The following is a 26,422-nucleotide window of genomic DNA, read 5'->3' as shown; positions in this document are numbered from 1 at the left end:
TATCTCTCTCAGCGGATCTGTGGGCCGATGAAGCGGCTCTTGGCTTCAACCTGGGCGTCGCTGTCATCGGCGCTCTTGAGGATGAAGGTGATTTCGTTGGTGGTCGACGGCAGTTTCTCGGGCGCGATCGACAGTTGCACCGGCAGGCTGACGATGTCACCAGCGTCCACGCGGATTTCGCGCTGGCCTTCAAGCTTCAGGTCCGGCAGGCCGGTGGCGTCCAGCACATAGACGTGGTCACGCTGGTCCTTGTTCATCACCTTCAGGCTGTACACGTTCTCGATCCGGCCCTGGGCGTTCTCGCGGTACAGCACGCGGTCCTTGCTCACATCGAAACCGACCAGCGAGCGGGTGGCAAAAGCGGTGGCCAAGCCGACCATCATCACCAGCAGTACCACGGCATAGCCGATCAGGCGCGGGCGCAGCAGGTGGGTCTTCTGCCCGGAAAGGTTGTGTTCGGTGGTGTAGCTGATCAGCCCCCTGGGGTAGTTCATCTTGTCCATGATGTTGTCGCAGGCGTCGATGCACGCAGCGCAGCCGATGCACTCGATCTGCAGGCCGTCACGGATGTCGATGCCGGTGGGGCAGACCTGCACGCACATGGTGCAGTCGATGCAGTCGCCCAGGCCCGCGGCCTTGTAGTCCAGGTCCTTTTTGCGCGGGCCGCGGGTTTCGCCACGGCGCGGGTCGTAGGAAACGATCAGCGTGTCCTTGTCGAACATCACGCTCTGGAAGCGCGCGTAGGGGCACATGTACACGCACACCTGCTCGCGCAGCCAGCCGGCGTTGCCGTAGGTGGCGAGCGTGAAGAAGCCGACCCAGAAGTAGGCCCAGCCGTCGGCCTGGCCGGTAAAGAATTCGGTGGCCAGTTCACGGATCGGCGAGAAGTAGCCGACGAAGGTCATGCCAGTGACGAAACCAATCAGCAGCCACAGGCTGTGCTTGGCGAACTTGCGCAGGAACTTGTTGCCGCTCATGGGGGCCTTGTCGAGCTTCATGCGCTGGTTGCGGTCGCCTTCGGTGACCTTTTCGCACCACATGAAAATCCAGGTCCACACGCTTTGCGGGCAGGTGTAGCCGCACCACACCCGGCCGGCGAACACGGTGATGAAGAACAGGCCGAATGCGGCCACGATGAGAATGCCCGAAAGCAGGATGAAGTCTTGCGGCCAGATGGTAGCGCCGAAGATGTAGAACTTGCGCTCGGGCAGGTTCCACCACACGGCCTGGTGGCCACCCCAGTTCAACCACACGGTGCCGAAGTACAACAAAAACAACACAGCCCCACCGACCATGCGCAGGCGTCGGAACAGGCCGGTGAAGGCACGGGTGTAGATCTTTTCCCGGGAGGCGTAGAGGTCGACGGAATCCTTCCCTTTGTTGGCAGGCGGGGTCACGTCATGTACCGGAATTTGCTTGCTCATCATCAAGTCCCACGGCAGTGGAGAAACGCCGCAGCCAGTGCGTGCCGGCCGCAGTCTCGCGCAATCTGCTAGCGCTCTGCGGCCCATGATACGCCGCTGATGGCAGTATGGGGCTGCACTGCGACCTTTAGTCGCGTTGGGTTCGTGGCACGAATCGTGTTATGGCGGGTGTCAATTGATCCAGGTCATGGAGCCTGCAACAAATGTGTTTTCAGTACCGGCCTCTTCGCGGGTTCACCCGCGAAGAGGCCGGGCCTGCCTTACTCGGCCTTGGCCGGTTCGGCCTGCTGCGACAGGCTGTAAACATACGCCGCCAGCAAGTGCACCTTGTCATTCCCCTGCAACTGCTCCTGGGCCGGCATCTGCCCCTGGCGACCGTAGCGGATGGTCTGCTGCAACTGGGCAAAGCTCGAACCGTAGATGAACGCCTGCGGATGGGTCAGGTTCGGCGCGCCCATGGCTGGCGTACCCTTGCCCTCTGGCCCGTGGCAGGCCACGCAGTTGGCGGCGAAGATCTTTTGCCCGTTCTCGGCATCGGCCTTCACGCCCTCTGGCAGGGTGCGGCCATCGAGCTTGCTGACCACGAATGCGGCCACATCGGCCACGCCCTGGTCACCGATCACTTCGGCCCAGGCCGGCATCACGCCGTGGCGACCGCCCATGATGGTGGTCTTGATGGTGTCTGGCTCGCCGCCCCAGCGCCAGTCGTTGTCGGTGAGGTTGGGGAAGCCGAAGGCACCCTTGGCGTCGGAGCCGTGGCACACCGAGCAGTTGGAAGCGAACAGCCGCGCGCCCATCTTCAGTGCCTGTGGGTCCTTGGCCACCTCGGTGATGGGCATGGCGGCGAACTTGGCGAAGATCGGCCCGAAGCGGGCGTCGGCCTTGGCCATTTCCTTTTCCCATTCGTGCACGCCGGTCCAGCCCGGCTGGCCGTTGGAAAACTCTGTCTGCTTGTCGTTATCCAGGTACGAGTAGCCCGGCAGGACGCCTTTCCAGTTGCCTAGGCCTGGGTACAGCACCAGGTAGCCGAGGGCGAAGACGATGGTGCCGACGAACAGCCAGAACCACCATTTCGGCAGCGGGTTGTCGTACTCCTCGATGCCATCGAAGGCATGCCCGACGGTTTCGTCGGTGACCTCTTCGCGCTGGCCCTTGCGGGTCGACAGCAGCAGCCAGGTCAACGAGAAGATGGTGCCCAGGGTCAGGACGGTAACGTACAGACTCCAGAAGGTTGTCATTGTTTTTTGCTCCCAGAAGCTTTTGCTTGCTCGACGTGCCGGCTGGCTTCGGGGTCATCCGCGAAGGGCAGTTGGGTCGCTTCGTCGAAGTCCTTCTTGCGCCGGGGGTTGAATACCCACAGCGCCAGGCCCACGAAGGCCACCATCACCACGACGGTGCCCAGGCCGCGAATCATCCCGATATCCATCAGCGTCACCGTTTGCTCTTGATGATGGTGCCAAGACCCTGCAGGTACGCGACGATGGCGTCCATTTCGGTCTTGCCCTTGACCGCCTCGCGGGCCCCGGCGATGTCGGCGTCGGTGTACGGCACGCCGAGGGTGCGCAGCACTTCCATCTTCTTCGCGGTGTCCTTGCCGTCGAGCTTGTTCTCGACCAGCCACGGGTACGACGGCATCTTCGATTCCGGTACGACGTTGCGCGGGTTGTACAGGTGCGCACGGTGCCAGTCATCGGAGTAGCGGCCACCGACCCGCGCCAGGTCCGGCCCGGTGCGCTTGGAACCCCACAGGAAGGGGTGGTCCCACACGCTCTCGCCGGCCACCGAGTAATGGCCGTAGCGTTCGGTTTCGGCACGGAACGGGCGGATCATCTGCGAGTGGCAGCCCACGCAGCCTTCGCGGATGTAGATATCGCGGCCTTCAAGTTCCAGCGCGGTGCGCGGCTTCATGCCTTCCACGGGTTTGTTGGTGACGTCCTGGAAAAACAGCGGGACGATCTGGGTCAGGCCACCGACGCTCACGGCGATGACCATGAAGAAGGCCAGCAGGCCTATGTTCTTCTCGACGGCTTCATGCTTCATCAGTGCGCTCCCACTACGACGATCTTGGCGGCTTCCTCGGCCTGTGCCGGGTTGGCGGCACGTACGGTACGGAACACGTTGTAGGCCATCAGCAGCATGCCGGTGGCGAAGAACGCACCGCCCAGGGCGCGGACGATATAGCCAGGATGGCTGGCCTGCAGGGCTTCGACGAAGGAGTAGGTGAGGGTGCCGTCATCGTTGATGGCGCGCCACATCAGGCCCTGGGTGATGCCGTTTACCCACATCGAGGCGATGTACAGCACTGTGCCGATGGTAGCCAGCCAGAAGTGCGCGTTGATCAGGCCTACGCTGTGCATCTGCTCGCGGCCATACAGGCGCGGGATCATGTGGTACACGGCGCCGATCGAGATCATCGCCACCCAGCCGAGGGCGCCGGCGTGGACGTGGCCGATGGTCCAGTCGGTGTAGTGAGACAGCGAGTTCACGGTCTTGATGGCCATCATCGGGCCTTCGAAGGTGGACATGCCGTAGAACGCCAGCGATACCACCAGGAAGCGCAGGATCGGGTCGGTGCGCAGTTTGTGCCAGGCACCGGACAGGGTCATCATGCCGTTGATCATGCCGCCCCAGCTTGGCGCCAGCAGGATGATCGACATGACCATGCCCAGCGACTGTGCCCAGTCAGGCAGGGCGGTGTAGTGCAGGTGGTGCGGGCCGGCCCAGATGTACAGGGTGATCAGTGCCCAGAAGTGCACGATCGACAGGCGATACGAGTAGATCGGGCGTTCGGCCTGCTTGGGTACGAAGTAGTACATCATCCCCAGAAAACCGGTGGTGAGGAAGAAGCCCACGGCGTTGTGGCCGTACCACCACTGGATCATAGCGTCGGTGGCGCCGGAGTAGGCCGAGTACGACTTGAACAGGCTTACCGGCAGCGAGATGTGGTTGACGATGTGCAGCATCGCCGTAACCACGATGAAGGCGCCGTAGAACCAGTTGCCGACATAGATGTGCTTGGTCTTGCGCTTGACGATGGTGCCGAAGAACACCAGCCCGTAGGTGACCCAGACGATGGCCAGCAGGATCGCCAGCGGCCACTCGAGCTCGGCGTATTCCTTGGTGGTGGTATAGCCCATCGGCAGGGTGATCAGCGCCCCGACGATCACCGCCTGCCAACCCCAGAAGGTGAAGGCGGCCATGCTGTCGGAAATCAGCCGGGTCTGGCAGGTGCGTTGCACCACGTAGTAGCTGGTGCCGAACAGCGCACAGCCCCCGAAGGCGAAGATCACCAGGTTGGTGTGCAGCGGGCGCAGGCGGCCGAAGCTGGTCCAGGGCAGGTCCAGGTTCAGTTGCGGCCATACCAGCTGCGAGGCGATGAAGACGCCGAGGCCCATGCCAAGGATCCCCCAGACCACCGTCATGATGGCGAACTGGCGGACGACCTTATAGTTATAAGCAGTCGGACTGATTGCTGTGCTCATTGCTAAGGTTCCACGGTTTTGATGTTCTTGTTGGTCGAAAAATCGGCGCCAGTATTGATAACCACCGAGGTTACCGCAACGCAACTTTGGTACGCCGACCCGTGCCCGAGCCCGTTCACTGATGTCCCGCAGTAATCGGGTCTTGGCGATTGTACACAAATAAATATTTGTAATGTGTACCGTTTTTCGCCTTTTTCTGATCGATCGGTCAAGCTATTAATCGGGACGGCGACAGGCTACGCGCCGCGTCTGCTTCGGTCCTTTCGGAGCGAGGCCCACTGAGGCAACAAGCTTAGTTGTGTTCGGAGGGGGTGCAAGGGAGGGTAGAGCGGGGGCAAGGTGGGATTGGGGCTGCTTTGCAGCCCGTCGCGACACAAGGCCGCTCCTACAGGGAGTACGCGGTCCCTTGTAGGAGCGGCCTTGTGTCGCGATAGGGCCGCAAAGCGGCCCCTGGGCGGTATTACTTGGCAGTCACGGTTTCAGCAGCACCATCCTGCGACAGGCTATACACATACGCCGCCAGCAGGTGCACCTTGTCGTTGCCCTGGATCTCCGCCTGCGCCGGCATCTGACCCTGGCGACCATAGCGAATGGTCTGCTGCAGCTGGGCAAAGCTCGAACCATAGATGAACGCCTGCGGGTGGGTCAGGTCTGGCGCGCCCATGGCCGGGGTGCCCTTGCCTTCAGGCCCGTGGCAGGCCACGCAATTGCCGGCGAAGATTTCCTTGCCCTTGGCGGCGTCGGCCTTGACCCCTTCCGGCAGGGGGCGGCCATCGAGGTTGGTGAGCACGAACGCGGCCACATCCGCTACACCCTGCTCGCCGATCACTTCGGCCCAGGCTGGCATCACGCCGTGACGACCGTTCATGATCGACGCCTTGATGGTTTCCGCCTCGCCGCCCCAGCGCCAGTCCTTGTCGGTGAGGTTGGGGAAGCCATAGGCACCCTTGGCATCCGAGCCATGGCAAACCGAGCAGTTGGAGGCGAACAGGCGGCTGCCCATTTTCAGCGCCTGCGGGTCCTTGGCCACTTCTTCCACGGGCATGGCAGCATACTTGGCGAAGATCGGGCCGAATCTTGCGTCGGCCTTTTCCATCTCTTTCTGCCATTCATTGGCACCGGTCCAGCCATTTTCATAGCCCGGCAGGATGCCCTTCCAGTTGCCCAGGCCGGGGTAGAGGATCAGGTAGCCGACCGAGAACACCAGGGTGCCGACGAACAGCCAGAACCACCACTTGGGCAGCGGGTTGTCGTATTCCTCGATGCCGTCGAAGCTGTGGCCCATGGTCTGGTCGGTGGTGTTGTTGCTCTGGCCCTTGCGGGTGGCGAGCAGCAGCCAGGTCAGGCCAATCAGGCTACCGATGGTCAGTACGCAGATGTACGTACTCCAGAAGGTGGTCATTGCCCGTTACTCCTTTTTGCAGCAGGTTCCTGTCCGGCAGAGGGCAGGCGGTCGTCGACGAAGGGCAGCAGGCGCGCTTCGGCGAAATCACGGTCGCGGCGGCGATTGAATACCCACAGGGTGAGGCCGATGAAGGCGATCATCACAACCAGGGTGCCCAGGCCGCGGATCATGCCGATGTCCATTCCCATCGCATTCACCTCTTGTTCTTGATCGCGGTGCCGAGCACCTGCAGGTAGGCGACCAGGGCGTCCATTTCGGTCTTGCCCTTGACCGCGTCGCGGGCGCCGGCGATGTCATCGTCGGTGTACGGCACGCCCAAGGTGCGCAGGGTGCGCATCTTGGTGTCGGTATGGCTGTTGTCGACCTGCTGGGCGACCAGCCATGGGTACGACGGCATCTTCGACTCCGGTACCACGTTGCGCGGGTTGTACAGGTGCGCACGGTGCCAGTCGTCCGAGTAGCGGCCACCGACCCGGGCCAGGTCCGGTCCGGTGCGCTTGGAGCCCCACAGGAACGGGTGGTCCCATACGCTTTCACCTGCCACCGAGTAGTGGCCATAGCGCTCGGTTTCGGCACGGAACGGGCGGATCATCTGCGAATGGCAGCCCACGCAGCCTTCGCGGATGTAGATATCGCGGCCTTCCAGTTGCAGCGCGGTGTAGGGCTTCATGCCCTCCACCGGCTTGTTGGTGACGTCCTGGAAGAACAGCGGGACGATCTGTGTCAGGCCGCCGATACTGACGGCAAATACCATCAGCAGGGCCAGCAGGCCGACGTTTTTCTCGATGACTTCATGTTTCATCAGGCAGGTCTCCTCAAGCCAGCTGGGCGTTCGCAGGGGCGACATCGAGCGCCGGCGAACGCACGGTGCGCCAGGTGTTCCAGGCCATCAGGAACATGCCGCTGAGGAAGATCGCACCGCCGACGAAGCGCACGATGAAGCCTGGGTGGCTGGCCACCAGGGTTTCCACGAATGAGTAAGTGAGCGTGCCGTCGCTGTTGACCGCGCGCCACATTAGGCCCTGGGCGATGCCATTGACCCACATCGAGGCGATGTAAAGTACGGTGCCGATGGTGGCCAGCCAGAAGTGGGCGTTGATCAGGCCGATGCTGTACATGCGCTCCTTGCCGAACACTTTCGGGATGGTGTGGTACAACGCACCAATCGAAATCATCGCCACCCAGCCGAGAGCGCCGGCGTGCACGTGGCCGATGGTCCAGTCGGTGTAGTGGGACAGGGCGTTGACCGTCTTGATGGCCATCATCGGGCCTTCGAAGGTGGACATGCCGTAGAACGCCAGTGACACCACCAGGAAGCGCAGGATCGGGTCGCTGCGCAGTTTGTGCCAGGCGCCGGACAGGGTCATCATGCCGTTGATCATGCCGCCCCAGCTTGGTGCCAGCAGGATCAGCGACATCACCATGCCCAGCGACTGCGCCCAGTCGGGCAGCGCGGTGTAGTGCAGGTGGTGCGGGCCGGCCCAGATGTACAGGGTGATCAGCGCCCAGAAGTGCACGATCGACAGGCGATAGGAATACACCGGGCGTTCGGCCTGCTTGGGCACGTAGTAGTACATCATCCCCAGGAAGCCCGCGGTCAGGAAGAAGCCCACGGCGTTGTGGCCGTACCACCACTGCACCATGGCATCGGTGGCGCCGGCATAGACCGAGTAGGACTTGGTCAGGCTGACCGGCAGTTCCAGGTTGTTGACGACGTGCAGCATCGCCACGGTGAGGATGAAGCCGCCGAAGAACCAGTTACCGACGTAGATGTGCTTGGTGTTGCGCTTCATCAGCGTGCCGAAGAACACGATGGCGTAGCTCACCCAGACGATGGTGATAAGGATGTCGATCGGCCATTCCAGTTCGGCGTATTCCTTGGAGCTGGTGTAGCCCAGCGGCAGGCTGATGGCCGCCAGCAGGATCACCAGTTGCCAGCCCCAGAAGGTGAACGCGGCCAGGCCCGGTGCGAACAGGGTGGTCTGGCAGGTGCGTTGCACCGAATAATAGGAGGTGGCGAACAGCGCACAGCCGCCGAAGGCGAAGATCACCGCATTGGTATGCAGGGGGCGCAGGCGGCCGAAGCTGGTCCAGGGGAGGTCGAAGTTGAGGGAAGGCCAGGCGAGCTGGGCGGCGATGAAGACGCCGAGCCCCATCCCGACGATTCCCCACACCACCGTCATGATGGTGAATTGGCGGACCACCTTGTAGTTATAGGCGGTACTGCTGGTTGTGTTCATGTATGGGTTCCCATCCACGGTTATTTGGCAGGCTTTACAGCGAGGCAAGCATGATTAATGGGCAATGTGCCGGTATTGACGGGGATCAATGGGCGAAGGTCGGAAATGTCCCAGGCTTGCGCTGCAATCCCCCGCACGTTCGGGGCAAGGACGGCTACAGGGGCTGCCTGATCCTGGCGCATGGCGCAGGTGCGCCGATGGACAGCGGGTTCATGGACGAAATGGCGCAAAGGCTTGCGGCGCTTGGGGTGGCGGTAGTGCGCTTCGAATTCCCGTACATGGCCGAACGCAGGGTTACCGGCGGCAAGCGGCCGCCGAACCCGCAGAAGGTATTGCTGGAATGCTGGCGCGAGGTGTACCGGCAGGTGCGACCTTTGGTCGCGGGCAAGCTGGCGGTGGGTGGCAAGTCCATGGGCGGGCGCATGGCCAGCCTGCTGGCCGATGAGCTGGGGGCGGATGCATTGGTGTGCCTGGGCTATCCGTTCTATGCGGTGGGCAAGCCGGAGAAGCCACGGGTCGAGCACCTGGCCGAATTGAAGACGCCGACGTTGATCGTGCAGGGTGAGCGAGATGCGCTGGGTAACCGCGAGGCGGTGGCAGGGTATGCGTTATCGCCGGCGATCGAAGTGAGCTGGCTGTTGGCAGGGGACCATGACCTGAAGCCGCTGAAGGCCTCGGGGTTCAGCCATGAGCAGCACTTGCAGGCCGCGGCTGAGAAGGTTGCAGCTTTCCTAAAAGACTAGTGCTGGATTCTTCGCGGGCTTGCCCGCTCCCACAGGTACTGCACAGGCCCGCAGCTTGTAGTGAACCTGTAGGAGCGGGCATGCCCGCGAAGAGGCCGGTACAGGCTACCGCTTAGTCACGGTACTCGCACAGGTAGGCAGTATCCACCGCCACCTTCAGCTGGAACTTGCTGTCGGCGGCCACATTGAACTTGTCACCGGCCTTGAAGGTTTCCCAGTTGTCGCTACCTGGCAGCTTCACGGTCAGCGCACCCGAAACCACGTGCATGATCTCGCGCTTGGCAGTGCCGAACTCGTATTCGCCCGGGGCCATCACGCCGACAGTGGCCGGGCCTTCTTCGCCCGCGAATGCGATCGACTTGACGGTGCCGTTGAAGTACTCGTTGACCTGGAACATGGGCGACTCCTGAAAAGGGGGGAGGAAAAAGGGCTGGCCAGTATGCCCAAGGCCACGGGCCCCGTCATCTGCTTTCAGGTAGCGTCCACCGGCAGGCTCAACGGCAGCAGCCGCGCAGTATTGCGCGCATCCTCCAGGGCCCGGTGCTGCTGCCCGCAAAAGTGCATGCCGGCCAGCTGCAGTGCACCATTGAGCCCGGCAGGGCGCTGCAGGTGGCGGGCCTTGGCGAAGCGTTGCTTGAGGTTGATGTGCGGCAGGGTCCGCAGCATGCTGTCCAGCCCATGCTGCTGCCACTCCTGGTGCAACTGCTGGCGGTCGTAGTCGCCCCAGCTGACCCAGGCCTGAAGCTGCCCGCGGTGGTGCCCGAGCCAGTGCTCGAAGCTTGCCCACACCTCGCGGAACGGCGCGGCACTGTCCACGCTGGCCTGGCTGATGTGGGTCAGTTCACGGCAGAATGGGGTCAGCTGCGGCCGCCGCCGGGGCTTCACGAAGCGCTGGAAGTGGTCGACCTCGCGGCCGTCGCGGGTAACCAGGCTTGCGCCGATTTCAATGACTTCCATCTCTGTGACCGGCCACCCACCATCGTCGGTGGTGGCTTCCAGGTCGATCACCAACCAGTGGCCCATATCAGGCTCCCTTGCAGATCCTGCTAGAGCGTAGCCAAACTCAGGGCATCCGGCACCCCCTGGCAATTTGCCCGCAGCTTTGGCGCAAAGGGCCATTAACCGGCAGTTGTGCCCGGCCCCGAAAACGCCTAGCTTAGGCGAACCCAGGCATGAACCGTGATGAGTGTCCGTCTTGACTCCAGCGCCCGGCCTCAAGGCCTTGTCTTCCCTGATGCTGCTGGCCGTGTTCTGGCTGGCGGTGCCGGCATGGGCGGCAAGTACTGTTGAAGTGAAGATTGGCGCGGCGCATTTTCCGCCCTACACCGTGCGCCCGGAGCAGGGTGCCGACACCGGTCTTCTGCCGCAGTTGGTCGACGCGCTCAACCGCGCGCAGCAGCACTACCGTTTCGTTCTGGTACCCACGTCCATTCAGCGGCGTTTCGGCGACTTCCAGCAAGGCCGTACCGACATGGCCATTTTCGAGAACCCGCAATGGGGCTGGCAGCAGATTCCCCACAAGACCGTGGACATGGGCCTGGAAGATGCCGAGGTGTTCGTCGCTCGCCAAGCCAATGGCGGTGACCCGCATTACTTCGACGACCTGAACGGCAAGCGCCTGGCGTTGTTCAATGGCTATCACTATGCGTTCGCCGGCTTCAACTCCGACCCTGAATACCTGCGCACCGCCTACAACGCGACCCTGACCTACTCCCACGACAGCAACCTGCTGATGGTGCAGGCAGGCCGCGCCGACATCGCCCTGGTCACGCGTTCCTACCTCAGCGATTTCCTGGCACGCAACCCGGCCAGCCGGGAGCGGTTGGTGCCCTCGCAACGCATTGACCAGGTCTACCATCACTACGCCTTGTTGCGCCCGGGGGCGCCCATCGGCGAGCAGTCGTTCGCGGCGCTGCTGCGGGCCCTGCGCGACAGTGGCGAGCTGGCGCGCATCTTCGAGCCCTACCGCATCACGGTGGCGGCCCCACGCGAGTAAATTCCCGTGGTGCGGCAACGTTCACAGCAGTGAGCCTTTTCTTCATTGCCGTGAGTAAAGCCCATGCCGTTCGATAACGCTTTGCAGCCCCGGTCAGCGCCACGCTGGCGCAGCCTCAGTGCCGAGGAGGGCGACAGCTGGCTGAGCCTTTCCCTCGAAGGCCGCCCGCTGATCCAGTTGCGCCTGGAGGTGGGCGCTTCCCTGCATGTTCACCTGGAGCGGCTGTGCCCCGAGCGCCCCTATCAGGCCTTGTGGGCAGCCTGTTATTGGCTGCTGGCCCGCGACACCGCCTGCCAGCGCCTGGCCTGGTACCTGCCCGAGGCGTTGCCCCAGGCATTGACCAGTGGCTTGCTGCTGGCCGGCGAGCAGCCTGGCCAATACCTGTGCGAGCGGGCGCTGTTCTGGCAGTTGCCGCAGCCATGGCTGGGTGAATCAGCCAGCGTGGCTTACCCGCAGCAGATGCAGATCAGCAACGGCAAGCGCCACCCACGCCGCGCGCCCAAGCCTCGTGGCGAGGTGTACCGGCGCTTCGATACGCGCCTGGGCAGCTGGGTATCGCTGCGTACCTTGGAAATCGAGCATGACCTGGAGCGCTTCAACCGTTGGCAGAACAACCCACGGGTGGAGGCGTTCTGGCAGGAGGCTGGCACCCTGGCGCAGCACCGCGAATACCTGGGCAAGCTCGAGGCCGACCCGCATGCCCTGACGCTGATCGGCTGCTTCGATGACCAGCCGTTTGCCTACTTTGAAGCGTATTGGGCCAAGGAAGACCGCATTGCGCCGTTCTACCCGGCCAATGACTACGACCGTGGCATCCACATGCTGGTAGGGGAAGAGAGCCACCGCGGGCCGCACAAGGTGGCCAGCTGGTTATCGGCGCTGGTGCACTACCTGTTCCTGGATGACCCGCGCACCCAGCGGGTGGTGGCCGAACCGCGTGCCGACAACGGCAAGATGATCGGCTACATGCACGACCAGTGCTTCCATTGCGACAAGGAGTTCGACTTCCCGCACAAGCGTGCGGCGTTGATGATTCTGGGGCGGGAGCGGTTTTTCGATCGCTGCAAACTGGCTTGATATCGAGGTGGCTTCTTCGCGGGCGCGCCCGCGAAGAAGCAGACTCTGCCTGATCAGGCCTGCCGACTGGCCGTCTTGCGGCAATGCACCAGCGCATCGCGGATCATGAAGTTGACCAGTGTCGGCGACACTCCCAGCTCCTTGGCAATGTCCTTCTGCGGCACGCCATGCAGGCGGTACATCTCGAAGGCATAGCGGGTGCGCTGGGGCAGTTCGTTCAGCGCCTTGGCAATGTCATCCAGCGCGGCAAGGTTGATGTGGGTGGCTTCGGGGGAGGCGTTTTGCACAACCACGTTCAGGCCTTCCTCCTCGCTGCCGGAGTACTTCAACTCCATCGCCTGCTTGCGATAGTGGTCGATGGCCAGGTTGCGCACGATCTGGAACAGATAGCTCAGCTGCGCCTTGAACGACGAGGTGATCTGCGGGGCGGCGCTGAGCCGGAAAAAGGCGTCCTGCACCACATCTTCGGCGCGCGACCGGCAGCCGGTGATGCGGGCAGCGATCTTGACCAGGATGCTGCGGTTGTCGACGAAGGCCTGCAGTAATGGTGAATCGCACTTACTTGTGGATAGTTGTTCCGCCATGGAAATCACCTTGTCACAGAGGGGAAAGGACGCACCCAAATTTGGGAAGCTTCCTACGACGGGCGACAAGCTATTCAGAATGATAATGATTGTCAAATGCGAAATGTAATTGGTTTCATGTGATTTCAGTTCTAAGGCGTGAGGGTGGCTGGGTGCATGTCAGGGCGTTTTCATCGCCTGGGAGATCGAGCGCTGCCCGGGCGGCGCTCGGTCTCCCAGGCGCAACATCTCTCATGGCAAACACCTGGCAACCCTCACGCGCCCCCAAAGCCTCACCGCCGCTAATTTCTCCCCCCGCCCATCCGTTCCCCTGTGTACACCTCAGGCCGCCACATGCCGCTGCGCCCACGTTCGTGCAGCAGCCGGCCCGACCCAACCAGACACTGGCAGGAACACCCCATGACGGACGCCTTCGAACTCCCGCTCTCGCTGGTCCAGGCCCTGGCGCAACGCGCCGTGCAGACCCCGGACAAAGTCGCCTTGCGCTTTCTGGCCGACGCTCCCGGCGAGCAGGCCGTGCTCAGCTACCGGGACCTCGATCAGCGTGCGCGCACCATCGCTGCTGCCTTGCAAACCCGTGCTGGCTTCGGCGACCGCGCGGTGCTGTTGTTCCCCAGCGGGCCTGACTATGTGGCGGCATTCTTCGGCTGCCTGTACGCCGGCGTGATTGCGGTGCCGGCCTACCCACCGGAGTCCGCGCGCCCGCACCACCAGCAGCGCTTGCTGTCGATCATCGACGACGCCGAGCCGCGCCTGCTGCTGACCGTCGCGGCCCTGCACGACAGCCTGCAGGGCCTGGAGGCCCTGACGGCGGCCAACGCCCCTGAACTGCTGGCGGTGGATGGTCTGGACCCGGCACTGGCTGCAAACTGGCGCGAGCCCGCGCTCAAGGGTGATGACATCGCCTTCCTGCAGTACACCTCTGGCTCCACCGCGCTGCCCAAGGGCGTGCAGGTCAGCCATGGCAACCTGGTGGCCAACGAACAACTGATCCGCCAAGGCTTTGGCATCGACCTCAACCCCGACGACGTGATCGTCAGCTGGCTACCGCTGTACCACGACATGGGCCTGATCGGCGGCCTGTTGCAGCCGATCTTCAGCGGTGTGCCCTGCGTACTGATGTCGCCGGGCTACTTCCTGGCCCGGCCGCTGCGCTGGTTGCAGGCCATCAGCGAATACGGCGGCACCATCAGCGGCGGCCCCGACTTCGCCTACCGGCTGTGCAGCGAGCGGGTCAGCGAGGCCTCCCTGGCCGGGCTCGACCTAAGCCGCTGGCGGGTGGCCTATTCGGGCTCCGAGCCGATCCGCCAGGACAGCCTGGCGGCCTTTGCCCACAAGTTTCAGGCCTGCGGCTTCGACCCGCAGAGCTTCTTCGCCAGTTACGGCCTGGCCGAGGCGACCCTGTTCGTCAGCGGCAGCCGCCGTGGCCAGGGTATCGCCGCGCTGGAGCTGGACGCCGAAGCCTTCGCCGCCAACCGTGCCGAACCTGGCAAGGGCAGTGTGCTGATGAGCTGTGGCTACCCGCAGCCCGGGCATGCCGTGCGCATTGTCGAACCACAAAGCCTGCAGGTGCTGGGCGACAACCAGGTGGGCGAGATCTGGGCCGGTGGCCCGAGCATCGCGCAGGGCTACTGGCGCAACCCCGAGGCCAGCGCCCGCACCTTCGTCGAGATGGACGGCCAGACCTGGCTGCGTACCGGCGACCTGGGCTTCATGCGCCAAGGCGAAGTGTTCGTCACCGGGCGCCTGAAGGACATGCTGATCGTGCGTGGGCAGAACCTGTACCCGCAGGACCTGGAAAAGACCCTCGAGCGCGAAGTGGATGTGCTGCGCAAAGGCCGCGTGGCAGTGTTCGCCGTCGAGCAGCAAGGCGAGGAGGGCATTGGCGTGGCGGTGGAAGTCAGCCGCAACGTGCAGAAGGCGATCAAGCCCCGGGAACTGATCAGGACCCTGCGCCAGGTGATCGCCGACGCCTGCCGCCAGGCCCCGGCCGTTGTCCTGCTGCTGAACCCGGGGGCGCTGCCCAAGACCTCCAGCGGCAAGCTGCAGCGTTCGGCCTGCCGCCTGCGCATGGACGATGGCAGCCTGGACTGCTACGCCCGCTTCCCTGAGGTGGGCGAGCCCGTTGCCGCGGATGCCGCCGGCGGTGAGCTGCAGGTGCGCATCGCCGGGGTGTGGCGCGACATCCTCAAGGTCGAGGCGGTGGCGGCAGACGACCACTTCCTGCTGCTGGGCGGCAACTCCATCGCCGCCACCCACGCCACTGCACGCCTGGCCGATGAACTGGGCATCGAGCTGGGCCTGCGCACCCTGTTCGAGGCGCCGATACTGGCTGACTACGCCAAGGCCGTGGCCGCGATCATCGCCGAAGGCGGTGGCCGGGTCGGCGCCATCGCTACTCTGGAGCGCACCCAGGCGCTGCCCCAGTCGCTGGCGCAAAACCGCCTGTGGCTGCTATGGCAATTGGACCCGCAGTCGGCGGCCTACAACATTCCGGCTGGCCTGCAGTTGCGCGGCGAGCTGGACGAAAACGCACTGGAAGCGGCCTTCCAGGCGCTGGTGGCGCGCCATGAATCGCTGCGTACCCTGTTTGCCGAAGAGAACGGCCAGGCCCTGCAGCGCATCCAGGCGCAGCAGCCGTTCGACCTTCGCCGCCTGGACCTCGAAGGCCAGGCCGCCGAACAGGTCGCCGCCCAACGTGAAACCGAAGCTCGCCAGCCGTTCGACCTGACCCGGGGGCCGTTGCTGCGCGTGACGCTGGCGCGTCTGGACGATGAACACCATCAACTGTGGGTGACCCTGCACCATATCGTCGCCGACGGCTGGTCGCTGAACATCCTGCTCGACGAATTCGCCAAACTGTACGCCGCCCATTGCCAGGGCATCGAGGCCAACCTGGCACCGCTGACCCTGGGTTATGCCGACTACGGTACCTGGCAGCGACAGTGGCTGGCCGCAGGCGAAGCCGAGCGCCAACTGCAGCACTGGAAGGAGCGTCTGGGGGATGAACTGCCGGTGCTCGACCTGTGCACCGACCACCCGCGCACCAGCCAGCGCGACCACCGCGCCGTCCGCTTCAACCTCAAGGTACCGGCCAGGCTAACCGAAGCACTCAAGGGCCTGGCCCGCGAACAGCAGGCCAGCCTGTTCATGGTGCTGCTGGCCGGCTGGCAGGCGCTGCTGCATCGCTACAGTGGGCAGGCAGATATCCGTGTCGGCGTGCCCAACGCCAACCGCCCGCGCCTTGAAACCCAAGGCATGGTTGGCTTCTTCATCAACACCCAGGTGCTGCGTGCGCAACTCGATGGCCGCCTGCCGTTCGACCAGTTGCTGGCCCAGGTGCGCCAGGCCACCCTGGATGCCCAGGCCAACCAGGATCTGCCGTTCGAGCAACTGCTCGAAGCCTTGCCCGAGGCTCGCGAGCAAGGTCTGTTCCAGGTCATGTTCAACCACCAGCAACGTGACCTGTCCGCCCTGCGTCGCTTGCCGGGCCTGCTCGCCGAAGAGCTGCCTTGGCACAGCCGTGAAGCCAAGTTCGACTTGCAGTTGCACAGTGAAGAAGACCACCAGGGCCGCCTGAGCCTGGCCTTCGACTATGCCGCCGAACTGTTCGATACCAGCACCATCAAGCGCCTGGCCCAACACCTGCTGGCCCTGCTCGAGCAGGTGTGCGCCAGGCCGCAGCGGGCGTTGGGCGAGGTGCAATTGCTCGACGAGCCTGGCCGCGCGCAATTGCTGAGCTGGGGCGAGGCACCCGCTGCGGCGCCCCAGCGCCTGCTGGTCGAGCAGCTCAATGACCAGGCATGCCTGACCCCGCAGCGTACCGCCCTGGTGTGGGACGGTGGCAGCCTGGATTACGCCGAGTTGCACCAGCAAGCCAACCGTCTGGCCCACTACCTGCGTGACAAAGGCGTGGGCCCCGACACTTGCGTGGCCATCGCCGTCGAGCGTTCGCCGCAACTGCTGGTGGGCCTGCTGGCCATTCTCAAGGCCGGTGGTGCCTATGTGCCGCTGGACGTCGATTACCCGGCCGAGCGCCTGGCCTACATGCTCGCCGACTGCAACGCAGGCCTGCTGCTGAGCCACAGCACCCTGCTGGGCAAGCTGCCACAGGTTGACGGCGTCAGCGCCATCGCCCTCGACCAGCTGCACCTGGACAGCTGGCCAAGCCATGCCCCTGGCCTGCACCTGCATGGCGACAACCTGGCCTATGTGATCTACACCTCCGGTTCCACCGGCCAGCCCAAGGGCGTGGGCAATACTCATGCGGCACTGGCCGAGCGCCTGCAATGGATGCAGGCCAGCTATGCGCTGGAGGACAGCGACGTGCTGATGCAGAAGGCGCCGATCAGCTTCGACGTTTCGGTGTGGGAATGCTTCTGGCCACTGGTGACTGGTTGCAAGCTGGTGCTCGCCGGCCCTGGCGAGCACCGCGACCCGCAGCGCATCGCCGCGTTGGTGCAGGCCCATGGCGTGACCACGCTGCACTTCGTGCCGCCGCTGTTGCAGGTGTTCGTCCAGGAGCCGCAGGCGGGTGCCTGCAGCAGCCTGCGTCGGCTGTTCTCCGGTGGCGAAGCGCTGTCCGCTGCGCTGCGTGACCGCGTGCTGCAGGTGCTGCCACAGGTGCAACTGCACAACCGCTATGGCCCGACCGAAACCGCCATCAACGTCACCCACTGGCACTGTCAGGCCACCGATGGCGAACGCTCGCCGATCGGCCGCCCGCTGGGCAATGTGCTGTGCCGAGTGCTGGACGACGAACTGGAGCTGACCGCCCCCGGTGTACCGGGCGAGTTGTACCTCGGCGGTGCCGGCCTGGCCCGTGGCTATCTGGGGCGTCCGGGGCTCACCGCCGAACGTTTCGTGCCCCGCGCCGACGGCAATGGCGAGCGCCTGTACCGCAGTGGCGACCGCGCCCGCTGGCAGGTACAGACCGAGGCGCTGGAGTACCTTGGCCGCCTCGACCAGCAGGTCAAGGTGCGTGGCTTCCGTGTCGAACCCGAGGAAGTCCAGGCCTGCCTGCTGGCGCAAGCTGGGGTCGAACAGGCACTGGTGCTGATTCACAGGGATGCCATCGGCGCGCAACTGGTCGGCTACTACAGTGGCAGCGCCCAGCCTGATGCATTGCTGACGGTGCTGGCTGAACAACTACCGGCCTACATGGTGCCGGCACAACTTATCCCGTTGACGCAGATGCCACTGGGCCCCAGCGGCAAGGTCGATCGCAAGGCGTTGCCGGCCCCGGTGTGGCAGCAGCGGGAGCACGTCGAGCCGCAAACCGGGTTGCAGCAGCAGGTCGCTGCCATCTGGCGTGAGGTGCTGAACCTGCCGCGCGTTGGCCTGCAGGACGACTTCTTCGCCCTCGGTGGCCATTCGCTGCTGGCCACTCAAATTGTTTCGCGCACACGCCAGGCCTGCGATGTCGAGCTGCCGCTCAAGGCCTTGTTCGAAGCCAGCGAGCTGGGCGCCTTCTGTGCCGAGATCGCGCGTATCCGCGCTGCCGGTGAGCGCAACCTGCAAGGTGCAATCGCCCGCGTCGACCGCCGCCAGGCGGTGCCGCTGTCGTACTCGCAGCAGCGCATGTGGTTCCTCTGGCAAATGGAGCCAGGTAGCCCGGCGTACAACGTCGGCGGCATGGCGCGCCTGCGCGGCACCCTGCATGTGGATGCCTTCGAGCGTGCGCTGCAGGCGCTGGTGGTACGGCATGAAACCCTGCGCACCACCTTCCCAAGCATCGATGGTGTGCCGTATCAGTGCGTAGCCGAAGACAGCAGCCTGCACCTCGATTGGCAGGACTTCAGCGCCTTGCCCGCCGATGCCCGCCAGCAACGCCTGCAACAACTGGCCGACGACCAGGCGCACCAGCCGTTCGACCTGGAGCGCGGTCCGTTGCTGCGTGCCTGTCTGGTCAAAGCCCAGGAGCGCGAGCATTTCTTCGTGCTGACTCTGCACCATATCGTCACCGAAGGCTGGGCCATGGACATCTTCGCCCGCGAACTGGGCGAGCTGTACGAGGCCTTCGTCGATGACCGCGAATCGCCGCTGGCGCCGCTGCCGGTGCAGTACCTGGACTACAGCGTGTGGCAACGGCAATGGCTGGAAAGCGGCGAGGGTGCACGACAGCTGGCCTACTGGCAGGCCCGCCTGGGCGATGAGCATCCGGTACTGGCGCTGCCTGCCGACCGCCCGCGCCCGGCAGTGCAGAGCTACCGTGGCGGGCTGTACCGCTTCGAGCTCGACCCGGCGCTGGTTGCCCGCGTACATGCCTTCAACAGCCAGCGCGGCCTGACGTTGTTCATGACCATGACTGCCACCCTGGCCGCCATGCTGCACCGCTACAGCGGCCAGCGTGACTTGCGCATTGGCGCGCCGGTGGCCAACCGCATCCGCCCGGAAAGCGAAGGGCTGATTGGCGCGTTCCTCAACACCCAGGTGCTGCGTTGCGAGCTGGACGGCCAGATGACCGCCGCACTGTTGCTGGAGCAGGTACGGCAGGCTGCCATCGAAGGCCAGTCGCACCAGGACCTGCCGTTCGACCAGTTGGTGGAAGCCCTGCAGCCACCGCGCAGCAGCGCCTATAACCCGCTGTTCCAGGTGATGTGCAACGTGCAGCGCTGGGCCTTCCAGCAAAGCCGTCAACTTGCCGGCATGCAGGTGGATTACCTGGTCAACGACGCCAGCGCCACCAAGTTCGACCTGTACCTGGAGGTGACCGACCTCGACGGCCGCCTGGGTTGCTGCCTGACCTACAGCCGCGACCTGTTCGACGAACCACGTATCGCACGCATGGCCGAGCACTGGCAGCAACTGCTGGCCGGCATGCTCGACAACCCGCACCAGCGCCTGTGCGAGCTGCCGATGCTGAGCGGCGCCGAGCAGCAGGCGCTGGCGGGCCAGTTGCAGGGCGAGCTGGATTTCGCTCTCGACCAGACCGTGCATGGCCTGTTCGCCGCGCAGGCTGCGCGCACGCCCCACGCTGGCGCGTTGACCTTTGCCGGCCGGCACATGACCTATGCCGAACTCGACCAGCAGGCCAACCGCCTGGCCCGCGCCCTGCGCGAGCGTGGCGTCGGCCCACAGGTGCGCGTGGGCCTGGCGCTGGAGCGTTCGCTGGAAATGGTCGTCGGCCTGCTGGCCATCCTCAAGGCCGGTGGCGCCTACGTGCCGCTCGACCCCGAGTACCCACTCGACCGCCTGCGCTACATGATCGAAGACAGCTGCATCGGCCTGCTGCTCAGCCAGCGCGCGCTACTGCAAACCTTGGGGCAGTTGCCTGAAGGCGTGGCGCGTTGGAGCCTGGAGGACGACAGCGCCAGCCTGTCGGCCTACAGCGATGCGCCGCTGGACAACCTCAACCTGCCGCAGCACCAGGCTTACCTGATCTACACCTCTGGCTCCACCGGCAAGCCCAAGGGCGTGGTAGTCAGCCACGGCGAGTTCGCCATGCATTGCCAGGCAGTGATCGACGCGTTCGGCATGCGCAGCGAGGACTGCGAGCTGCACTTCTATTCGATCAATTTCGACGCTGCCAGCGAACGCCTGTGGGTGCCGCTGCTGTGCGGCGCCCGCGTGGTGCTGCGCGCCCAGGGGCAGTGGGGCGCCGAAGACATCTGCCAGCTGGTGCGCGAGCAGCAGGTGAGCATCCTCGGCTTCACGCCCAGCTACGGCAGCCAGTTGGCGCAGTACCTGGCCGGGCAGGGCGAGCAGTTGCCAGTGCGCCTGGTCATTACCGGTGGTGAAGCGCTGACCGGTGAACACCTGCAGCGCATCCGCCAGGCCTTCGCGCCGCAGCAGTTCTTCAACGCCTACGGGCCGACCGAAACCGTGGTCATGCCGCTGGCCTGCCTGGCACCACAGACACTGCCGGCGGAGTTGGGCAGCGTGCCGATCGGCCGCGTCATCGGTAAGCGCACGGCCTACATTCTCGACGAAGACCTTGCCCTGTTGCCGCAAGGCGGTATTGGCGAGCTGTATGTCGGCGGTGCCGGCCTGGCCCAGGGCTACCACGACCGCCCGGGCCTCAGCGCCGAGCGCTTCGTCGCCGACCCGTTCGGCAGCGAAGGCGGACGCCTGTATCGCACCGGTGACCTGGTGCGCCTGGGCAGCGATGGCCTGGTCGAGTACGTCGGCCGCGCCGATCAGCAGGTGAAAATCCGCGGTTTCCGGATCGAACTGGGCGAAATCGAAAGCCGCCTGCAGGCGCATGCCGATGTCGACGAGGCTGTGGTACTGGCCCTCGACCTGCCGGGCGGCAAGCAACTGGTGGGTTACCTGGTGTGCAGGCAGGCCGCTGCCGACAGCGAGGCCCAGGGCCTGCTGCGCGACGCGGTGAAAGCCGAAGCCCGCCAGCACCTGCCGGACTACATGGTGCCGGCGCACCTGGTGCTGCTCGACAGCCTGCCACTGATGGGCAACGGCAAGCTCGACCGCCGTGCGCTGCCGCTGCCGGACCTGGAACAGGCACGCCAGCAGTACCAGGCGCCTGGCAGCGAGGTGGAAGCGCAACTGGCGCAGATCTGGCGCGACGTGCTCAACGTTGCCCAGGTCGGCGTGCAGGACAACTTCTTCGAACTGGGCGGCGACTCGATCCTGTCGATCCAGGTGGTCAGCCGGGCTCGTCAGGCCGGCTTGCAGTTCACCCCGCGCGACCTGTTCCAGCATCAGACCATCCAGACCCTGGCCGCCATCGTTCAGCGCAGCGAAGCCGCCAGCAGCATCGAACAGGGCCCGCGCCAGGGGCAGGCCGGCCTCACGCCGATCCAGCACTGGTTGTTCGACAGTGAAGTGCCACAGCCGCAACACTGGAACCAGGCTGTTCTGCTGGAGGCGCGCAAGCCGCTGGATGAGGGGGTACTGGAGCGCGCCTTGGCCGCCCTGGTCCAGCACCACGACAGCCTGCGCCTGCGCTTCAGCCGGGCCCAGGGCCGCTGGCAGGCCGAATATGCTTCGCCTGCCTCCGGGCAGTTGCTGTGGACAGCCACCGTCGCCGATTTCGCCGATTGCCAGCCGCTGTACACCGACCTGCAACGCAGCCTCGACCTGGAGCAGGGCCCACTGTTGCGTGCCTTGCTGGTAAATGACGGGCAGGGCGGCCAGCGCCTGTTGCTGGCGATCCATCACCTGGTGGTCGATGGCGTGTCGTGGCGCGTGCTGCTGGAAGACCTGCAGGCGCTGTACCGCGGCCAGCCGCTGCCGGCCAAGACCCACGCCATGGGCGACTGGGCCGCACGCCTGGCCAGCTATGCCGGCAGCGATTCGCTGCGCGACGAGCTGGGCTGGTGGCAGGACCAGTTGGGTGGCGTGCGCCGCGAACTGCCATGCGATCACCCGCAGGGCGGCAACCTGCACCGCCACGCCCGTACCCTGGCCATCGGCCTGGATGTGGCGCAGACCCGGCAGTTGCTGCAACAGGCCCCGGCGGCCTACCACACCCAGGTCAACGATCTGCTGCTGACCGCGCTGGCGCGTGCCTTGTGCCGCTGGAGCGGCGATGAAGAAGTGCTGGTACAGCTTGAAGGCCATGGCCGTGACGGGCTGTTCGAAGACATGGACCTGACCCGCAGCGTCGGCTGGTTCACCAACGCCTACCCGCTGAGCCTGCGCCCGCTGCCTGGCGAGGACGACGCGGCGCGGGCCGGTTCGATCAAGCGCATCAAGGAGCAGCTGCGCCAGGTACCGCACAAAGGCCTGGGTTACGGCGTGCTGCGCTACCTGGCCGATACGGCAGGGCGCGAGCAGATGGCGGCCCTGCCGCAGGCACGCATCACCTTCAACTACCTGGGCCAGTTCGACCAGCAGTTCGACAGCACAGCCCTGCTCCAGCCGCTGGACGCCCCAGCCGGCCTGGCACATGACCTGGATGCGCCGCTGCCCAACTGGTTGAGTGTCGATGGCCAGGTGTATGGCGGCGCCCTGCAGCTGCGCTGGACCTTCAGCACCGAGCGCTATGACGAGCGGACCATCGCCGGCCTGGCCGAAGCCTACCGCCAGGAGCTGCTGGCGCTGGTCGAGCATTGCCTGGCTGATGGCAACGGCAGTTTCACCCCCTCGGACTTCCCGCTGGCGCACCTGACCCAGGCGCAGATCGACGCGCTGCCGGTACCGGCAGCACAGATCGAGGACGTCTACCCGCTGACGCCTATGCAGGAGGGCATGCTGCTGCACACCCTGCTGGAGCCGGGCACTGGCCTCTACTACATGCAGGACCGCTACCGCATCAACAGCGCGCTCGACCCCGAACGCTTCGCCCAGGCGTGGCAGGCGGTGGTGGCGCGCCACGAAGCGCTACGCGCATCGTTCAGCTGGAACACCGGCGAGGCGATGCTGCAGATCATCCACAAGCCGGGCAACACGCCGGTGGACTACCAGGACTGGCGTGGCCTCGACGACGACGCCCAGGATCAGCGCCTGCAGGCGCTGCACAAGCAGGAGCGCGAGGCAGGTTTCGCCCTGCTCAGCGAGGCGCCGTTCCACCTGCGCCTGGTGCGTGTGGCCGACGAGCGCTACTGGTTCATGATGAGCAACCACCACATCCTCATCGATGCCTGGTGCCGTTCGCTGTTGATGAACGATTTCTTCGAGATCTACCAGGCCCTCGGCGAGGGGCGCCAGGCCCGCTTGCCGGTGCCACCGCGTTACCGCGACTACATTGGTTGGCTGCAACGCCAGGGCCTGGACGACGCGCGAGCCTGGTGGCAGGCGAACCTGGCCGGCTTCGAACGCGCCACCACCATCCCCAGCGACCGCCCGCTGCGCCACGACCATGCCGGTAGCGGCATGATCGTCGGCGACTGTTACACCCGCCTGGCGGTGAGCGACGGCGTGCGCCTGCGTGAACTGGCCCAGGCCCACCAGCTCACCGTCAACACCTTCGCCCAGGCGGCCTGGGCCCTGGTGCTGGCGCGCTACAGCGGCGACCGCGACGTGATCTTTGGCGTGACCGTGGCCGGGCGCCCGGTGAGCATGCCGCAGATGCAGCGTACCGTCGGCCTTTTCATCAACAGCATCGCCTTGCGCGTGCAGTTGCCGATGGCGGGTGAGCGCTGCAGTGTGCGCCAGTGGTTGCAAGGCCTGCTGGAGCGCAACATGGAGCTGCGTGAGTACGAATACCTGCCGCTGGTGGCGATCCAGGAATGCAGCGAACTGCCCAAGGGCCAGCCGCTGTTCGACAGCCTGTTCGTGTTCGAGAACGCGCCGGTGGAAACTGCCGTGCTCGACCACGCCCAGCACCTGAATGCCAGTTCCGACTCGGGCCGTACCCACACCAACTTCCCGCTGACAGCGGTGTGCTACCCGGGCGATGACCTTGGCCTGCATCTGTCGTTCGACCAGCGCTACTTCGACTACCCGACCGTCGAGCGCCTGCTGGCCGAGTTCAAGCGCCTGCTGCTGGCGCTGGTGCAAGGCTTCGAAGGGGAGATGAGCGCATTGCCATTGCTGAGCGCAGAGGAGCAGCGCTTCCTGCTCAAAGACTGCAACCACACTGCGCGCGCCTACCCGTTGGAACAGAGCTACATCGCGCAGTTCGAGGCACAGGTGGCCGCGCATCCGCAACGTACCGTGGCCCGCTGCCTGGACGCGTCCTACGACTACGCCGGCTTGAATCTGGCGGCCAACCGCCTGGGCCATGCCTTGATCGCGGCGGGTGTGAATGTGGACCAGCCGGTGGCACTGCTGGCCGAGCGTGGGCTACCGCTGCTGGGCATGATCGTCGGCAGCTTCAAGGCCGGCGCCGGCTACCTGCCACTGGACCCGGGCCTGCCGGCGGCGCGCCTGCAAAGCATCATCCAGCTAAGCCGTACACCCGTGCTGGTGTGCAGCGCGGCCTGTGCCGGGCAAGGGCGGCAGTTGCTGGGCGAGCTGGAGGCAGCGGTGCGGCCGCAGCTGCTGATCTGGGAAGACATCCAGGCCAGCCCGGTGGCCAGCCACAACCCCGGCATTCACAGCGGGCCGGATAACCTCGCCTATGTGATCTACACCTCAGGCTCCACTGGCCTGCCGAAGGGTGTAATGGTCGAGCAGCGCGGCATGCTCAACAACCAGCTGAGCAAGGTGCCGTACCTGGCGCTTGGCGAGCACGACGTGATTGCCCAGACGGCTTCGCAGAGCTTCGACATTTCGGTTTGGCAGTTCCTTGCCGCGCCGCTGTTCGGCGCCAGGGTGGAGATCGTGCCGAACGCCATCGCCCATGACCCGCACGGCCTGCTGGCGCATGTGCAGGCCACCGGCATCAGCGTGCTGGAGAGCGTGCCGTCGCTGATCCAGGGCATGCTGGCCAACGATCACCAGGCCCTCGATGGCCTGCGCTGGATGCTGCCGACCGGCGAGGCCATGCCTCCGGAGCTGGCGGCGCAGTGGTTGCAGCGCTACCCGCAGATCGGCCTGGTCAACGCCTACGGCCCGGCGGAGTGCTCCGATGACGTGGCGTTCTTCCGCGTCGATGCCGCCTCGACCCGTGGCAGCTACCTGCCGATCGGCACGCCAACCGACAACAACCGCCTCTATCTGTACGGCGAGGACCAGACGCTGGTACCGCTAGGGGCGACGGGTGAGTTGTGCGTGGCTGGCACCGGGGTGGGCCGTGGCTATGTCGGCGACCCGGTGCGCACGGCGCTGGCGTTCATTCCCCATCCTCATGGTGCACCGGGCGAACGCCTGTATCGCACGGGCGACCTGGCGCGGCAGCGCCAGGACGGGGTGCTTGAGTATGTCGGTCGCATCGACCATCAGGTGAAGATTCGCGGTTACCGCATCGAACTGGGCGAAATCGAAGCCCGCCTGCACGAACAGCCGGAGATCCGCGACGCTGCCGTTGGCGTGCAGGAGGGCACCAATGGCAAGCACCTGGTGGGTTACCTGGTGGCGCATCAGGGCGTTGCTGCCGACGCTGCGTTGCTGGAACAGCTAAAGCAGCGCCTGCGTGCCGAGTTGCCGGAGTATATGGTCCCACTGCACTGGGGCTGGTTCGACAGCCTGCCGCACAACGCCAACGGCAAGCTCGACCGCAAGGCCCTGCCGGCCATCGACATCGGTGGCCAGCACAGCCAGGCTTACCAGGCGCCGCGCAATGAGCTGGAAGAGGTACTGGCCGGTATCTGGGCCGATGTGCTCAAGGCCGAGCGGGTCGGGGTGCACGACAACTTCTTCGAGCTGGGCGGGCATTCGCTGCTGGCCACGCAAATCGCCTCGCGGGTGCAGAAGCAGTTGCAGTTGAACGTGCCGCTGCGGGCGATGTTCGAGTGCAGCACGGTGGAGGAACTGGCGGTGTATGTGCAGGGGTTGCAGGGCAGTGTGCTGGATGACGACAAGGTCGACCGGCTCAGCGACCTGATGGCTGAGCTGGAGGGCTTGTGACCTGAGCAGGTGAGGCCAGCACCGCCCCTGGATTGGTGCACAAAAGTTGAAATTGCTGGGGCCGCTATGCGGCCCTTTCGCGACACAAGGCCGCTCCTACAGCTACGGCGTTGTTCTC

At 64.9% G+C, this 26,422-nt stretch carries 16 protein-coding genes; 4 read left to right on the top strand and 12 right to left on the bottom strand.

The window, feature by feature from the left end; all coding sequences use genetic code 11:
* Positions 1 to 8 precede the first annotated feature (8 nt).
* From ccoG to ccoN (V3314_RS21955), 9 genes are all read right to left on the bottom strand, one after another.
* Positions 9 to 1,424: a cytochrome c oxidase accessory protein CcoG gene (ccoG, locus tag V3314_RS21995; RefSeq protein WP_046615056.1), complete on the bottom strand. Its 1,416-nt coding sequence runs from the start codon at positions 1,422 to 1,424 to the stop codon at positions 9 to 11.
* Positions 1,425 to 1,684: 260 nt separating this feature from the next.
* Positions 1,685 to 2,662 (bottom strand): cytochrome-c oxidase, cbb3-type subunit III, encoded by a 978-nt coding sequence (gene ccoP, locus V3314_RS21990; RefSeq protein ID WP_046615057.1) that lies wholly within the window; start codon positions 2,660 to 2,662, stop codon positions 1,685 to 1,687.
* Entirely contained in the window at positions 2,659 to 2,850 is a 192-nt protein-coding gene (locus V3314_RS21985; protein ID WP_003259925.1) for a CcoQ/FixQ family Cbb3-type cytochrome c oxidase assembly chaperone, read from the bottom strand. The genes ccoP (V3314_RS21990) and V3314_RS21985 overlap by 4 nt, the downstream gene beginning before the upstream one ends.
* A gap of 5 nt (positions 2,851 to 2,855) precedes the next feature.
* Positions 2,856 to 3,464, bottom strand: coding sequence for a cytochrome-c oxidase, cbb3-type subunit II (gene ccoO / locus V3314_RS21980; RefSeq protein WP_196182899.1), 609 nt, complete (start codon positions 3,462 to 3,464; stop codon positions 2,856 to 2,858).
* Complete coding sequence (gene ccoN / locus V3314_RS21975) at positions 3,464 to 4,906, bottom strand: cytochrome-c oxidase, cbb3-type subunit I (RefSeq protein WP_015271137.1); 1,443 nt, start codon at positions 4,904 to 4,906, stop codon at positions 3,464 to 3,466. The genes ccoO (V3314_RS21980) and ccoN (V3314_RS21975) overlap by 1 nt, the downstream gene beginning before the upstream one ends.
* Before the next feature lie 460 nt (positions 4,907 to 5,366).
* On the bottom strand, positions 5,367 to 6,308 hold the full coding sequence (gene ccoP / locus V3314_RS21970; protein ID WP_046615058.1) for a cytochrome-c oxidase, cbb3-type subunit III: 942 nt from the start codon (positions 6,306 to 6,308) through the stop codon (positions 5,367 to 5,369).
* A complete protein-coding gene (locus tag V3314_RS21965) occupies positions 6,305 to 6,499 on the bottom strand; it encodes a cbb3-type cytochrome c oxidase subunit 3 (protein WP_023661030.1) in 195 nt (64 codons plus the stop codon). The genes ccoP (V3314_RS21970) and V3314_RS21965 overlap by 4 nt, the downstream gene beginning before the upstream one ends.
* A 5-nt stretch (positions 6,500 to 6,504) precedes the next feature.
* Positions 6,505 to 7,113: a cytochrome-c oxidase, cbb3-type subunit II gene (ccoO, locus tag V3314_RS21960; RefSeq protein ID WP_013973492.1), complete on the bottom strand. Its 609-nt coding sequence runs from the start codon at positions 7,111 to 7,113 to the stop codon at positions 6,505 to 6,507.
* Between the two features lie 13 nt (positions 7,114 to 7,126).
* Positions 7,127 to 8,551 carry a cytochrome-c oxidase, cbb3-type subunit I gene (ccoN, locus tag V3314_RS21955; protein WP_108479806.1) on the bottom strand — a complete coding sequence of 475 codons (1,425 nt, stop codon included), beginning with the start codon at positions 8,549 to 8,551 and terminating at the stop codon, positions 7,127 to 7,129.
* A 50-nt stretch (positions 8,552 to 8,601) separates the two neighbouring features.
* Between ccoN (V3314_RS21955) and V3314_RS21950 the strand changes: the two genes are divergently transcribed.
* Complete coding sequence (locus tag V3314_RS21950) at positions 8,602 to 9,294, top strand: alpha/beta family hydrolase (protein ID WP_230385085.1); 693 nt, start codon at positions 8,602 to 8,604, stop codon at positions 9,292 to 9,294.
* 112 nt (positions 9,295 to 9,406) lie between these two features.
* On the opposite strand, the gene V3314_RS21945 is transcribed toward V3314_RS21950, so the two are convergent.
* On the bottom strand, positions 9,407 to 9,691 hold the full coding sequence (locus tag V3314_RS21945) for a pyrimidine/purine nucleoside phosphorylase (protein WP_043203870.1): 285 nt from the start codon (positions 9,689 to 9,691) through the stop codon (positions 9,407 to 9,409).
* A 74-nt stretch (positions 9,692 to 9,765) separates the two neighbouring features.
* Positions 9,766 to 10,317: an exonuclease domain-containing protein gene (locus tag V3314_RS21940; RefSeq protein ID WP_046615061.1), complete on the bottom strand. Its 552-nt coding sequence runs from the start codon at positions 10,315 to 10,317 to the stop codon at positions 9,766 to 9,768.
* 172 nt (positions 10,318 to 10,489) lie between these two features.
* Between V3314_RS21940 and V3314_RS21935 the strand changes: the two genes are divergently transcribed.
* Positions 10,490 to 11,290, top strand: a complete 801-nt coding sequence (locus V3314_RS21935; RefSeq protein WP_046615062.1) for a transporter substrate-binding domain-containing protein — start codon at positions 10,490 to 10,492, stop codon at positions 11,288 to 11,290.
* Positions 11,291 to 11,353: 63 nt separating this feature from the next.
* On the top strand, positions 11,354 to 12,367 hold the full coding sequence (locus V3314_RS21930; protein WP_108479804.1) for a GNAT family N-acetyltransferase: 1,014 nt from the start codon (positions 11,354 to 11,356) through the stop codon (positions 12,365 to 12,367).
* 53 nt (positions 12,368 to 12,420) lie between these two features.
* Here the strand turns inward: V3314_RS21930 and V3314_RS21925 are convergent, their stop codons facing one another.
* Entirely contained in the window at positions 12,421 to 12,951 is a 531-nt protein-coding gene (locus V3314_RS21925) for an RNA polymerase factor sigma-70 (RefSeq protein ID WP_046615064.1), read from the bottom strand.
* 399 nt (positions 12,952 to 13,350) lie between these two features.
* On the opposite strand from V3314_RS21925, the gene V3314_RS21920 reads away from it, so the two are divergent.
* A complete protein-coding gene (locus tag V3314_RS21920; protein ID WP_338459639.1) occupies positions 13,351 to 26,304 on the top strand; it encodes a non-ribosomal peptide synthetase in 12,954 nt (4,317 codons plus the stop codon).
* The last annotated feature ends 118 nt before the right edge of the window (positions 26,305 to 26,422 follow it).

This window comes from Pseudomonas sp. TE3-3-F2023 (assembly GCF_036784815.1).
GTDB classification, from domain to species: Bacteria; Pseudomonadota; Gammaproteobacteria; order Pseudomonadales; family Pseudomonadaceae; genus Aquipseudomonas; species Aquipseudomonas pudica.
Note: the sequence above shows the minus strand (reverse complement) of the source record. Positions and strands in the feature narration are given on the sequence as shown.

Coding starts and splice junctions, on each gene's coding strand:
- ccoG (WP_046615056.1), bottom strand. CDS start 1,424: ATGAGCAAGCAAATTCCGGTACATGACGTGACCCCGCCTGCCAACAAA.
- ccoP (WP_046615057.1), bottom strand. CDS start 2,662: ATGACAACCTTCTGGAGTCTGTACGTTACCGTCCTGACCCTGGGCACC.
- V3314_RS21985 (WP_003259925.1), bottom strand. CDS start 2,850: ATGGATATCGGGATGATTCGCGGCCTGGGCACCGTCGTGGTGATGGTG.
- ccoO (WP_196182899.1), bottom strand. CDS start 3,464: ATGAAGCATGAAGCCGTCGAGAAGAACATAGGCCTGCTGGCCTTCTTC.
- ccoN (WP_015271137.1), bottom strand. CDS start 4,906: ATGAGCACAGCAATCAGTCCGACTGCTTATAACTATAAGGTCGTCCGC.
- ccoP (WP_046615058.1), bottom strand. CDS start 6,308: ATGACCACCTTCTGGAGTACGTACATCTGCGTACTGACCATCGGTAGC.
- V3314_RS21965 (WP_023661030.1), bottom strand. CDS start 6,499: ATGGGAATGGACATCGGCATGATCCGCGGCCTGGGCACCCTGGTTGTG.
- ccoO (WP_013973492.1), bottom strand. CDS start 7,113: ATGAAACATGAAGTCATCGAGAAAAACGTCGGCCTGCTGGCCCTGCTG.
- ccoN (WP_108479806.1), bottom strand. CDS start 8,551: ATGAACACAACCAGCAGTACCGCCTATAACTACAAGGTGGTCCGCCAA.
- V3314_RS21950 (WP_230385085.1), top strand. CDS start 8,602: ATGATTAATGGGCAATGTGCCGGTATTGACGGGGATCAATGGGCGAAG.
- V3314_RS21945 (WP_043203870.1), bottom strand. CDS start 9,691: ATGTTCCAGGTCAACGAGTACTTCAACGGCACCGTCAAGTCGATCGCA.
- V3314_RS21940 (WP_046615061.1), bottom strand. CDS start 10,317: ATGGGCCACTGGTTGGTGATCGACCTGGAAGCCACCACCGACGATGGT.
- V3314_RS21930 (WP_108479804.1), top strand. CDS start 11,354: ATGCCGTTCGATAACGCTTTGCAGCCCCGGTCAGCGCCACGCTGGCGC.
- V3314_RS21925 (WP_046615064.1), bottom strand. CDS start 12,951: ATGGCGGAACAACTATCCACAAGTAAGTGCGATTCACCATTACTGCAG.
- V3314_RS21920 (WP_338459639.1), top strand. CDS start 13,351: ATGACGGACGCCTTCGAACTCCCGCTCTCGCTGGTCCAGGCCCTGGCG.